Genomic DNA, 11,393 nt, shown 5'->3' on the forward strand with positions numbered 1-11,393 from the left:
ACGGAAACTCAGGCCTCCCAATTAACCAGGCCGTCCGGGGTTTCGGAGGGGATAACGGTTGGACCGATCGCCCGGGCTGATCGGTTCGGCCGATCGGGGCAGACCCGGGTTGGGTATCGGCGTGACGGCTGGCCGCCCGACGCCCGCACCCCGCACCATCGGACCCACCACCTCGGGGGATCACCGCGCGCTCCCTCCGTCCGCTTTCAGTCGAGTCACTCGACCAGGAGCTCTAGGAGTGATCAGGTCATGCGCGCCGAGCAACCCGCCCCGAAGCAGGCGTTCCACCGCACCGGGGTCCTCGGTCGCGGAGGCCTGTCAGCCGGGCACGACGCCTTCCGCGTGGTCGTCACCCCGTTGTGTCCCGGCTCGGCCGCGCGGGTGGCGCGCGCCGCGGTGCGCGCCGCGCTGGCGCGGACGGGCACCGCGCCCGACGACGTCGGCGACGCCGAGATCGTCGTGTCCGAGCTGGCGGCCAACGCCGAACGGCACGCGAACGGGCCGTACGAGCTGCGGATCCACTGGCTGGGCGGCGTCCCGGCGTGGTGCGAGATGGTGGACGGCGGGCTCGACCTCGGGACCATCCCGGCGATACTCGCCCTCCTGCACGCCTCCGCCTCGGCCCCGCCCATGTCGCTCGACGAGAACGGCCGCGGGCTCATGCTCGCCCACCGGCTGTCGCGCGGGCACTGCTGCGCCTACCCCACGACGCTGTCGGACGGCGGCGGCATGGGCAAGGCGGTCGCCTTCGCCCTCCCCTGCCCGATGCGCTGAAGGCGCGCTCGGCGTGCATGGCCCGTCGTTAAGGTGACTGACGCGGGAACTTCATCCCACGGTGGGCAGGGCGCCCTGATCTGCGGAAACGATCGAACCATGAGTGCCTCGCGTGCCACCCGGCTGCTCGCCGCCGCGACCCTCGTGGTCGTCCCGCCGATCTGCGCCCTCTCCCCCGCCCCCGCCCAGGCCGCCGCGAAGCCCTCGCGGGCGTGCGGCGCGGCCTTGCTCGCGGTGGCCGCCCCGTACGCGACCGTGGACGGGCAGGCACGGGCGGGGACGGTCACCCTGTACCGCGGGACGAGGAAGGCGGCCACCCTCTCCCAGGGCGCCGGCGGGCTAGACGACACCCCCGAGCGCGGCGACGCGTTCGGGTCGGCCCTGGCCGCCGGGGACTTCGACGGGGACGGCTGCGCCGACCTCGCGGTGGGCGCGTCGGAGGAGGCCACGGGCGCCCCGGTCCCCGGCGGCGCCGACGGCAACGGGGTCGTGCACCTGCTGCGCGGCACCGCGCGCGGCCTGGAGCCCGCCGGCACGCTGGACATGAGCCGCCTCGGCCGCCGCGCCGGCACCGATAGGTTCGGCGCGGCGCTCGCCGCCGGCGACCTGGACGGGGACGGCGACGACGAGCTGGTGGTCGGCGCGCCCGGGACGCGCGAGGGCGGCGGCGTCGGCGTCTTCGGCATGAACGGCCGCGAGACCGCCGGGCGCGGCACTCTGATCACCCGGGCCACCCCCTGGGCCCGGCATCGGCACACCCCCACCGACCAGTTCGGGGCGGCCGTCGCCGCGGGCGACTTCGACGGCGACGGCAGGGCCGAGGTGGCCGTCGGGACGCCCGGCGACGACGTGGGCGACCGGTCCGGCGCCGGGTCGTTCACCGTCGTCGACCCGCGGGCCCGCCGGGCGACGGTGTTCACCCAGAACAGCCCGGGCGTGTCCGGCGAGGCCGAGAAGTGGGACGGGGTCGGCACGGCGCTGGCGGCGGCCGACTTCGACCACGACGGCCGCGCGGACCTCGCGGTCGGCGTGCCCGGCGAGGGCCTGGACTCCTTCCAGGACGGCCCGATGTACGGCGACGGAGCGGTGCACGTCCTGTACGGCACGGCCCGGGGGCTGTCGGCGTCCGGCGCGCAGTTCTGGTCGGGCAGGGCCCGCGGGATCAAGCTCGGGACCCGCAACACCGACCGCCTGGGCTCGGCCCTGGCCGCCGGCGACCTCAACGGCGACGGTGACGCCGAGCTCGCCGTCGGCCTGCCCGGCCGCGGCGCGGCGCTGGTGCTGCCCGGCACCCGCGCCGGGGGCCTGACCTCCGTGCATCACGTGGTCGTGAAGGGCCGCAAGGGCCGTCCCGGCGACCTGTCCGGCTCCGCGCTGGCCGTCACCCCGTCGGGTCTGGTGACCGGCTCCCCCGGCGCGGCACGCGTCACGCTGACCCCCTCCCACGTGCGCAAGGGCTCCTACACCGGCCTGCGCCCCGACGCCTCCCGCGTCCTCTCGGGCCCCGCGGACGCCCTGTTCGGCTTCGCCGTCACCTCCTGAGCGCCCTGCCCCGGGCGCACGTGGACGGCGCCCACGCCGCCGGGAGGTACCCGATGATCACGCCTGTGTAGGTTGCGGTCATGACGGAGAACTGGCGGACGGACCGGATCGGAAGCGCGCTGCGGGGGGAGAACCCCACGGTGCTGCGGCGGCTGGACGCCGGGTTCGCGGTGATCGGGGATGTTCAGTTCCTGCCGGGATACTCGGTGCTGCTGGCGGACGATCCGCGCGCGGAGCGGCTGTCCGGCCTCCCGAAGGGCAGGCGGCTGTCCTTCCTGGCCGACATGGATCGGCTGGGAGAGGCCGTCGAGCGGGCCTGTCGCCGTCTCGACCCGGCGTTTCGCCGGGTCAACCTGGAGATCCTCGGCAACACCGACCCATTCCTGCACGCGCACGTGTGGCCGAGGTACGAGTGGGAGCCGGCCGGCCTCGTGGGCGTGCCCGTGTGGCTGTATCCCCGCGACAGGTGGACCGGCGAGCGGTTCGCCCTCGGCCCGCGCCACGATGCGCTGAGAGAGGCGATCGGCGGCGAGCTGGACCGGCTGCGTTCCATGAACTGACGACAGCCGGCCCGGGCGCGGGTCAGGTGAGCGCGTGCTCGCCGGACGGGACGGTGAAGGTGGCGGACGTCTCGGCGGGGGCGCCCTTCCTGCTGATGTACTCCAGGGTGCGGAACTGCGCCGTCAGCTCCTGGGGGGTTGCGCGGGCCATGATGTAGCCGCGGCGCTCGTCGACGAACCTGAGGTTGGGGTTCTCGGCGAGCAGGGCGGCGTTTCTCGCCGGGTCGCGGTAGCCGTCGCCGTCGCTGGAGATGGACGTGCTGACGAGTTCCACCCCGACCCTGGCGGAGCCGGGGTCGTCGGCGTCGAGCGTGAGGTCGGCGGCGGAGGCCACGTGCGCGTCGCCGGTGAGCACCACCGGGCTGCCGGTCCCCGATTCGGCGAGCGTGGCGAGCAGGCGGTCGCGGTCGGCCGCGTACCCGTCCCAGGCGTCCATGTTGAGCTCGCTGCCCGGGCCGAGGCGGTAGTCGCGCTGACCCACGATGACCTGCTGGGCGACGAGGTCCCAGGTGGCGGAGGAGGAGCGGAGCCCGTCCGACAGCCACTCCATCTGCCCCGCGCCCAGCATGACGCGGTCCCGGTCCAGGCGCTCGTCGCATCCGGCGCGCATGCCGTCGCCGCAGATCTGGTCGTCGCGGAACCGGCGCGTGTCGAGCAGGTGGAAGGTGGCCAGCGAGCCCCACGCCACCCGCCGGTTGATCTTCATGGCGGTGCCGCGGGCGACGGACGACCGGCGCAGGGGCATGTGCTCGTAGTAGGCGCGGAAGCCCGCCGCCTTGCGCTCGGAGAAGGCGGGGACGGGCGTGCCGGGGGTGCCGGCGGCCCAGTTGTTCTCCACCTCGTGGTCGTCGAAGATCACCAGCCAGGGGCTGTTCAGGTGGGCGAGCTGCAGGTCGCCGTCGGTCTTGTACTGCGCGTGCCGCACCCGGTAGTCGGCGAGGGTCTGCAGCTTGCCGCCGGCGTGCCGGCGCACGTTGCCGTCGGCGGCGGTGTAGACGCCGCCCCCGTACTCGTACACGTAGTCGCCCAGGTGGACCACGACGTCGGGCTCCTGCTCGGCCATCCGGCGGTAGGCGGTGTAGAAGCCGTGTTCGTACTGCGCGCACGACACCGCGGCGAAGGTGAACGCGCCGGAGGTGCCCGGCGCGGGGGCGGTGCGGGTGCGCCCCGCCGGAGACAGGTCGCCGCCGGCGCGGAAGCGGTAGAAGTACTCCCGCCCCGGGCGCAGCCCGTCCACCTCGACGTGGACGGTGTGCGCGGCGCCGGGGCGGGCGGTCGCGGTGCCGGCGCGGGCGATCGCGCGGAAGCGCTCGTCCTCGGCGACCTGCCAGGCCACCTCGACGTCGCGGCCGGGCATGCCGCCGCGTCCGTCGGGGGCGAGCGGCTCGGGGGCCAGGCGGGTCCACAGCACGAAGCCGTCGGCCGACGGGTCGCCGGAGGCGACGCCGAGCGTGAACGGGTCGCGCGGGTTCCGCCCGCGCGAGGTGGCCGGGCGGGCGCTGGAGGCGCTCACGGAGGAGGGCAGGACCAGGCCGCCCGCCCCCGCCGCGGCGGCCAGAAGGAACACTCTGCGTGAGGGGTTCTGCTCCACGTACACAGTGCAGGCGACCAGGCTGACCTGCGGGCCATGCCGCGGTGACGGCGGCGTGAACACCTGCCGGACAGCGGCGGGGGTTACCCATCGTGGCTGAACGCCCGCCGACGGCCCGGCGACCCTTCACAGGACGCCGGGCGAACATCGCGGTCAGGATCCCTGACGAAGGCGAGTCGGCGCGGGCCCGGCCCGCGCGCGGGCGCGCGGCGGGGGTGTCCGGCCGGCCCGGGACGGGTGCGCGGACCGCCCGCCCAGCGGGCGCACGGCGGTGTCCGCCCGGCCCGGGCCGTGCGCGCGGGCCGGTGGTGGTTCAGGTGGCCCTTCGCCTGCCGTACGCGTAGCTGGCGAGCAGCACCCCGATGATGGCGAGCACGATCTGCAGGATCAGCTCGATCCAGTCGATGCCCCGGGTGGTGGCGACCCCCAGCGAAGCGGCGATGGCGGTGCCGATCAGGGCGGCGATGATGCCGATGACGATGGTCAGCCAGATCGGGATGGGCTGGCGGCCGGGGATCAGGAGCCGCGCGATCACACCGATCACCAGTCCCACGATGATGGCGCTGATAATTCCGCTGACGTGCATCTCGCCTCCGTTATCGAGTTGTTACCCGTATGCCCGTGAGCACGGCGGCCGATACGTCGTCGCAGGTCGTCGGAGGATAATCGGTGGATCACATTGCGCGGCCATGGCTTTCGCCCGGCCGGAGCCGTCAGCGGGGCGAGGCGAGAGCCGGCTTCAGGTCGTCGCGCAGCGACTCGGCGCCGCGGTGGTGGATGGCCGTCATCCCGACCGCCTCGGCCCCGGCCACGTTGGCCAGCCGGTCGTCCACGAAGACGAAGTCCTCCGGCTCGGCGCCGAGCTCGGACGCGACCCGGAGGTAGATCTCGGCGTCCGGCTTCACCATGCCGAGCCGGGCGCTGTAGAAGCGGGCGTTCATGGTCTGGATCCAGGGCAGCCGCTCTATGCCCTCGGCCACGCAGAGCGGGGCGTTGGACAGCAGCGCCACCGGATGGCCCAGCGCGTGGACCTCCTCCATGACGGCCACCGCGTCGTCGTCGGGATGGCTCCAGCTCTGGACGTCCAGCTCGACGAGCCGCTCCACCCGGTCCCGCGAGGGACGTCCGCCGAGCACCAGCGACCAGTAGGCCGCCGGGGTCAGGGTGCCCCGGTCGAAGTCGAGCCGGTGCTCCCAGTAGCGCTCCCAGAAGGCGGTCGCCTCGACCTCGGACGCGGCGACCATGCGCTCCCGGTCGGCCTCCGGCTGCGCGTGGCACAGCACTTCCCCGTAGTCGAAAAGCAGCCATTTCATGATCGCGAGGTTACCGCCCGTCATGCGTAGAGAGTTCCTTCCCGAGTCATCGCTAACCCGTCGGCATCGTGCGAAACACCCCTGCACCGCCCCTTCGCCCCGCGCCGGCCCCGGCCGTGGCCGCCGCCGTCAGGCCTTGAGGAACGGCGCCACGTGGTCCTTCACGGCCCCGCAGCTCAGGTAGTTGCGGACCGTGTGGAAGTCGGCCCAGTCGATGTTGACCTTCGTGTCGAGGGCCACCCCGTCGAACCACTTCTGCAATGCGCCGGGAATGGCCGCGATGTCGTCCTTGTCGGCGATGTTCACCCAGCGTCGCACGCCGCGCGGGCACTTGCCGCGCCCCGACACCGGCAGCGGCTGCAGCCGCTCGAACACGACGCCGCGCATGGCCAGCGGGCTGCCCAGCGTGATGAGCAGGTCGACCGAGAGCTCCGGATGCGCCCACAGCGCCTCGTAGGCGACCACGCTGCCCAGCGAGTGGGCGATCACGACCTTGGGCCGGTTGCGGCGGATGGCGTCGGCGACGGCCTCGCGCGAGCGGACGCGGGCGGCGGCCGCGGTGCCGGCGAAGTAGGCGGCCACCTCGGGACAGAAGTCCTCGGCGAAGTCCTTGGCCTGCGGGCCCAGGCGCAGCAGCAGCCACTCGGCGAAGCGGTGGATCAGGCCGGTCAGCGTCTCCCCCGCGAACGCCCCGGCCCCGCTCATCTGCTTCATCCAGTCGGCCAGCACGAGCTGGGACGCGGCGTCCATCTTGCGCAGGTCGCGCTTGGCGGCGGCGGCGGGAGCGTCGGCGCGCAGCAGGTGGGCGTAGTACGCGACCTCGCTCACGTACGACTGGCCGGTGTACCTGGCGCCGCCGGACAGCCCCGCGTGCAGATAGCGGTCCCACTTGACGCGCATCGCCTCGCTCGCGCCGCGCGCCGTGCCCGCCGCCGTGAAGTAGCGGTACTTGCCGATGCCGTGAACCCCCACGATCGTCGCCACCGCACGGCCTCCCAGAGCTGGCGTACTCCGCGCGGCCGGCCGTCCGGCGGAGGGACACCGACACTCTGCCCCACCTCCCCCGGCCGCGACAAGGCGGCCGGGGGCGAGGTCGAAGGCGCCTTGCACGACAAATCGGTTGATCGGTACCTGAGGGGTCCGGATACCCTGGATTCATGGTCGAACCGCTGCGGGTGCGCGGCTCGGTGGTCATCCCGGACGCCGAGCTGGCCTGGCGTTTCTCGCGGTCGTCCGGTCCGGGCGGCCAGGGCGTCAACACCACCGACAGCCGGGTGGAGCTGAGCTTCGACCTCGGGGCCAGCGAGGCCCTTCCGCCGGCGATGAAGGCCCGCGCGCTCGAACGGCTGGCCGGCCGCCTGGTCGACGGCGTCATCACCGTCACCGCCTCGGAGTACCGCTCGCAGCTGCGCAACCGCGAGGCCGCCAAGGTGCGCCTGGCCGCCCTGCTCGACAAGGCCGCCGCTCCCCCGCCCAAGAGCCGCCGCCCCACCAAGCCCTCCCGAGGCGCCGTCGAGCGCCGCATCACCGCCAAGAAGCACCGCGCGGAACTCAAACGCCTCCGCCGCCCCGGCGACACCTGACGCACCGCTTCCCCGGCACACCAGCCGCCCCGACCCGCCTCGCGCGGCTCGACCCGCGCCCGGGGGCCCGCGCGACGGTGGAGAACAGGTGCGAGGGTCGCCTTTCGGAAAGCGCGCCGAAGGCAACGTTTCGGGGACGCCGGCTCAGAGGCGGCGGTCTTCCATCTCCCAGACGTGGTCGATCACGTGCCAGGCGATGCGCCGGGCCGCGTAGCGGGCGGGCCAGCCGCCGGGGTGGGGAGGGGTGCCGTCGGAGGGCTTGCTCAGGACGTCGGCGATGTCGGCGCGCAGCGCCTCGCGTGCGGTCAGGTCGGCCGGCGGGAACGGTTTGTGGCGCACGCCGATCCTGCGCGCGTAGGCGCGCTCGGCCTCGACCACGTGGGCGACCATCTTGTCGCGGTCCCTGCCGCCGCCCCGGGGGCCCTTGCGCAGCTCCTCGGGCGAGGCGGCGGCCACCTCGTCGAGCAGCTCCCACGACGCCCGCAGCAGCGCGGTGTCGCGCTCGGCCACCGGCGCGTCCACCGGGTGCCCGTCGATGCCGGGGACGGCCTCGGGCGCCCCGAAGTCGGTGGTCGTGCCGCCGGTCACCCGCTCCACGACGGTGAGCGCGGCAGGCTCGAACGGCAGGCCGGCGCGCTCGGCGACCAGGCGGTAGCGGGGGGCGTACTCGAGCAGGGCGTCGATGGCGGCCTCCTCGCCCTTGGCGACGCGGCACCAGCCGGGCCAGTCGTATGCGCAGGCGAAGACCTTCTTCGGCCCGATCTCCAGGTATATGTCGGTCATGTCGCCATCCTGCCCGGTATACCTGACAACGCCCGGCAGCTATTCGACGAGGTCGATGAGGTCGGCCACGGACGCCGCGACGCGCGAGGGCCGGAACGGGTAGCGGTCGACCTGCTCCTTGGTGGTCACGCCGGTGAGCACGAGGATCGTGTACAGCCCGGCCTCCATGCCGGACACGATGTCGGTGTCCATGCGGTCGCCGATCATGGCGGTGCTCTCGCTGTGGCCGTCGATGGCGTTGAGCGCGCTGCGCATCATCATGGGGTTGGGCTTGCCGACGAAGTACGGCTCCACCCCCGTCGCCTTGGTGATCATGGCCGCGACCGCGCCGCAGGCCGGCAGCGACCCCTCGGCGGAGGGCCCCACCGCGTCGGGGTTGGTGGCGATGAAGCGGCTGCCCGAGTCGATGAGCCGGATCGCCCGGGTGATCGCGGTGAAGCTGTAGGTGCGCGTCTCGCCCAGCACCACGTAGTCGGGCGCGGTCTCGGTCAGCACGTACCCGCTCTCGTGCAGGGCCGTGGTCAGCCCCGCCTCGCCGATGACGTACGCCGACCCGCCCGGCCGCTGGTCCCGCAGGAACCGCGCGGTGGCCAGCGCGGAGGTCCAGATGGCCTCCGGCGGCACCTCCAGCCCGATGCCGCGCATCCGCACCGAAAGGTCGCGCGGGGTGTAGATGGAGTTGTTGGTCAGCACCAGGAACCGCTTGCCGGAGTCGCGCAGCTTGCGGATGAACGCGTCGGCCCCGGGGACGGGCACGCCCTCGTGCAGCAGGACACCGTCCATGTCGGACAGCCAGCAGTCGATGGACTTGCGCTCGTTCACCGTTTCCCCGCATTCGTTCCTAGGAGTACCGCACCAGGATGACAGGTGAACGCTCCCGGTTTCTCACCCCGCGCGCCGGCGGCTCCGGCGGCCCGGCCCCGCGAGGCCGGCGGGCCGGTCTCGCGGCCGGGGTCACGCCCCGGGGGCGAACGCCTCCAGGGCCTGCTCGGCGCGGCGCATCGACGCGGCGGGGTCGGCGTCGGGAGAGCCGATCTCGGGGTCGAAGTTGAGGTCGTGGAACAGCTCGGTGAGCCCCGTGCCCGCCAGCGCCTCGACGTCGGCCCGGATCTCCTCCACCGAGCCGGTCAGCGGCGCCCGGTCCGGCAGCCCGGCCTGACGGACCCTCGTGACGCCCCGGCAGACGAAGCGCAGCGACTCGGGGTCGCGCCCGGCCTCCCGGGCGGCGTCCTTTACAATGTAGATCTGCTCGTGGATGGCGGACAGGTCGGTGCGGCTGGAGCTGATCCAGCCGTCGGCGAGCGCCCCGGCGCGGCGCAGCGCCACCTCGGCGGTGCCGCCGAGCAGCACCGGCGGCACGACCGGCGGCTTGGGATCCTGGTGCGCCGGCGGGATCTCGTAGAACTCTCCCTTGTGGGAGATCATCTCCTCGGTCCACAGCCGCCTGAGCACCTGCAGGTACTCCACGGCCCGGCGCCCGCGCCCGGCCATCGGCACGCCCGAGCCGACGAACTCCTCCTCCAGCCAGCCCAGCCCGAGCCCGACGTCCAGGCGACCGCCGGAGACGTCCTGAAGGGTGGCGAGCTGCTTGGCCAGCAGCGGCGGGGAGTAGAAGGGCATGTTCACCACGGCGACGCCCAGCCGGACGCGGCTGGTCGCCCCGGCGAGATAGGAGAGTGTGACCAGGGGGTCCTGCACGCTGCGGTAGACGGGACCCATCGAGTGCCCGACCGGGTACAGCAGCCGCTGGAACGTCCACAGCGACGCGTACCCGAGCTCCTCCGCGCGCCTGGCGACCCGCAGCATGTTGGCGGGCGTGGCCCATGATCCGGATACCGGAACCCCGAAGCCGATGTTCATGGCCTCACCTTATTTGACCGGCGTACATTGGACCGGTGATCGCCCCCCGTACAGAGACGTGACCCCCACCCTGGCCGACCGGCTGGCGCTCGTCGCCGGAGCCGGCCTGTCCTCCGGCCCGGTGCGGGTGCTGAAGCAGACCCGCGTCACCGTGGTCCGCGCCGGGGACGTCGTGGTGAAGGCCCACCCGCCCGGCACCGACGAGGCCGACCTCACGGCCCGGCTCCGCGCGGCCGCGCGGCTGCCGGGGGTGCTGCTGGCGCCGCTGTCCGACCGTGTCCAGCACGTCGACGGCCACCTGGTCACGGTCTGGCCCGCCGGCGAGCCGGTCGACCCGTCCGATCCCGTCGCCGCCCCGTGGGAGCCCGGCGCCGAGCTGCTCGCCCGCCTGCACGCCACCCCCGCGCACACCCTCGGCCTGCCCCCCTCCGGAGGCCCCGCCCGGGTGGCGCGCGCCGTCGCGGGGCTGGACGCCCTCGACGGCGGGTACGCCGAGGCGGTCGCCGTCCTGCGGGCGGCGTACACGAGCCTGCCCGCCTCCCTCCTGCGGCCCGCGACGGCGGACGGCGAGGGCCCGCCGGCACCCGGCGGACGGGCCGGGGCGGTGGTGCACGGCGACTGGCACCTCGGGCAGATCATCCGGTACGAGGGCGAATGGCTGCTGATCGACGTGGACGACATGGGGGTGGGCGCCCCCGCGTGGGACCTGGCCCGCCCGGCCGCCTGGTTCGCCACCGGGCTGCTCGATCCCGCCCTGTGGCGGCGCTTCCTGGACGCCTATCTCGCCGCGGGCGGGAACGCCGTGGCACACGGGGATCCATGGCGGGAACTCGACCTGCCGGCTCGCGCGTTGACGGTCCAGTTGGCGGCCACTGCCGTGGCGGCGGCGGGCGGCGAGGGCCTTCCTCTGGACGATGTGGAACGTGCCCTCGTCTCCTCCTGCGGGAGGATCGCGGGAACCGCCGTGCCGCAGTAGTGTCGCCTCACCACCGTCGAAAGGGATCGGCCCAATGCATTGCCCGAAGTGCCACGGATCCATGCGGACCTTCAACCGCAGCGGCGTTCAGCTTGAGCAGTGCGACAACTGCCGCGGCATCTTCCTCGACTACGGAGAGCTGGAGCAGCTTTCGCGCATGGAGAGCCAGTACGCGCAGCAGCAGTACTCCGCTCCGCCCCCGCCGCCCGGCGGCCCCGCCTGGGGAGCGCCGCACCACGGCGGCCACCACCGCGGCCACAAGCGCGGCTGGGCGGGCATGCTCTTCTCCAGCTAGAGCCGTCGGCGGCGTACGCTCACCGAGCCGCCGCGCCTTGAGCTGAGTACCGCTGTGAAGAGCCGGCGGCCGGGGGGGGGGGCCCCCGCCCCCCCCCCGGGGCCGGCCGGCGGCGG

At 73.9% G+C, this 11,393-nt stretch carries 13 protein-coding genes; 6 read left to right on the plus strand and 7 right to left on the minus strand.

The annotated features are described in order from the left end of the window. The first annotated feature begins 249 nt into the window (after nt 1–249). The 3 genes from PYR91_RS29605 (at nt 250) to PYR91_RS29615 (ending at nt 2,876) form a co-directional block, all read left to right on the plus strand. A complete protein-coding gene (locus PYR91_RS29605; RefSeq protein WP_279785080.1) occupies nt 250–774 on the plus strand; it encodes an ATP-binding protein in 525 nt (174 codons plus the stop codon). 99 nt (nt 775–873) lie between these two features. After that, nucleotides 874–2,316 carry an FG-GAP-like repeat-containing protein gene (locus PYR91_RS29610; RefSeq protein ID WP_279785082.1) on the plus strand — a complete coding sequence of 481 codons (1,443 nt, stop codon included), beginning with the start codon at nt 874–876 and terminating at the stop codon, nt 2,314–2,316. Nucleotides 2,317–2,396: 80 nt separating this feature from the next. Continuing rightward, on the plus strand, nt 2,397–2,876 hold the full coding sequence (locus PYR91_RS29615; RefSeq protein WP_279785084.1) for a diadenosine tetraphosphate hydrolase: 480 nt from the start codon (nt 2,397–2,399) through the stop codon (nt 2,874–2,876). Between the two features lie 22 nt (nt 2,877–2,898). Here the strand turns inward: PYR91_RS29615 and PYR91_RS29620 are convergent, their stop codons facing one another. The 4 genes from PYR91_RS29620 to PYR91_RS29635 form a co-directional block, all read right to left on the minus strand. Further along, on the minus strand, nt 2,899–4,467 hold the full coding sequence (locus PYR91_RS29620; protein WP_279785086.1) for an alkaline phosphatase D family protein: 1,569 nt from the start codon (nt 4,465–4,467) through the stop codon (nt 2,899–2,901). Nucleotides 4,468–4,780: 313 nt separating this feature from the next. After that, a complete protein-coding gene (locus tag PYR91_RS29625) occupies nt 4,781–5,053 on the minus strand; it encodes a GlsB/YeaQ/YmgE family stress response membrane protein (protein ID WP_279785088.1) in 273 nt (90 codons plus the stop codon). A 127-nt stretch (nt 5,054–5,180) separates the two neighbouring features. Then, a complete protein-coding gene (locus tag PYR91_RS29630; protein WP_279785090.1) occupies nt 5,181–5,780 on the minus strand; it encodes an HAD family phosphatase in 600 nt (199 codons plus the stop codon). 129 nt (nt 5,781–5,909) lie between these two features. Further along, complete coding sequence (locus PYR91_RS29635) at nt 5,910–6,764, minus strand: hypothetical protein (RefSeq protein WP_279785092.1); 855 nt, start codon at nt 6,762–6,764, stop codon at nt 5,910–5,912. Nucleotides 6,765–6,937: 173 nt separating this feature from the next. Between PYR91_RS29635 and arfB the strand changes: the two genes are divergently transcribed. Continuing rightward, entirely contained in the window at nt 6,938–7,363 is a 426-nt protein-coding gene (arfB, locus tag PYR91_RS29640; RefSeq protein WP_279785094.1) for an alternative ribosome rescue aminoacyl-tRNA hydrolase ArfB, read from the plus strand. Between the two features lie 144 nt (nt 7,364–7,507). Here arfB and PYR91_RS29645 read toward each other — a convergent pair whose 3' ends face one another. From PYR91_RS29645 to PYR91_RS29655, 3 genes are all read right to left on the minus strand, one after another. After that, nucleotides 7,508–8,146, minus strand: coding sequence for a hypothetical protein (locus PYR91_RS29645; protein WP_279785096.1), 639 nt, complete (start codon nt 8,144–8,146; stop codon nt 7,508–7,510). A 39-nt stretch (nt 8,147–8,185) separates the two neighbouring features. Beyond that, nucleotides 8,186–8,968, minus strand: a complete 783-nt coding sequence (locus PYR91_RS29650; RefSeq protein ID WP_279785098.1) for an HAD-IIA family hydrolase — start codon at nt 8,966–8,968, stop codon at nt 8,186–8,188. 132 nt (nt 8,969–9,100) lie between these two features. Then, nucleotides 9,101–10,006 (minus strand): TIGR03619 family F420-dependent LLM class oxidoreductase, encoded by a 906-nt coding sequence (locus tag PYR91_RS29655; protein ID WP_279785100.1) that lies wholly within the window; start codon nt 10,004–10,006, stop codon nt 9,101–9,103. Nucleotides 10,007–10,064: 58 nt separating this feature from the next. Here PYR91_RS29655 and PYR91_RS29660 point away from each other — a divergent pair, with 58 nt between their 5' ends. Together PYR91_RS29660 and PYR91_RS29665 are read left to right on the plus strand one after the other, a co-directional pair. Further along, on the plus strand, nt 10,065–10,982 hold the full coding sequence (locus PYR91_RS29660; RefSeq protein WP_279785101.1) for an aminoglycoside phosphotransferase family protein: 918 nt from the start codon (nt 10,065–10,067) through the stop codon (nt 10,980–10,982). 34 nt (nt 10,983–11,016) lie between these two features. Continuing rightward, on the plus strand, nt 11,017–11,277 hold the full coding sequence (locus PYR91_RS29665) for a zf-TFIIB domain-containing protein (protein ID WP_279785103.1): 261 nt from the start codon (nt 11,017–11,019) through the stop codon (nt 11,275–11,277). Nucleotides 11,278–11,393: the final 116 nt, after the last annotated feature.

Origin of the sequence: Sphaerisporangium sp. TRM90804 (assembly GCF_029846175.1) — a bacterium.
Lineage (GTDB): Bacteria > Actinomycetota > Actinomycetes > Streptosporangiales > Streptosporangiaceae > Sphaerisporangium.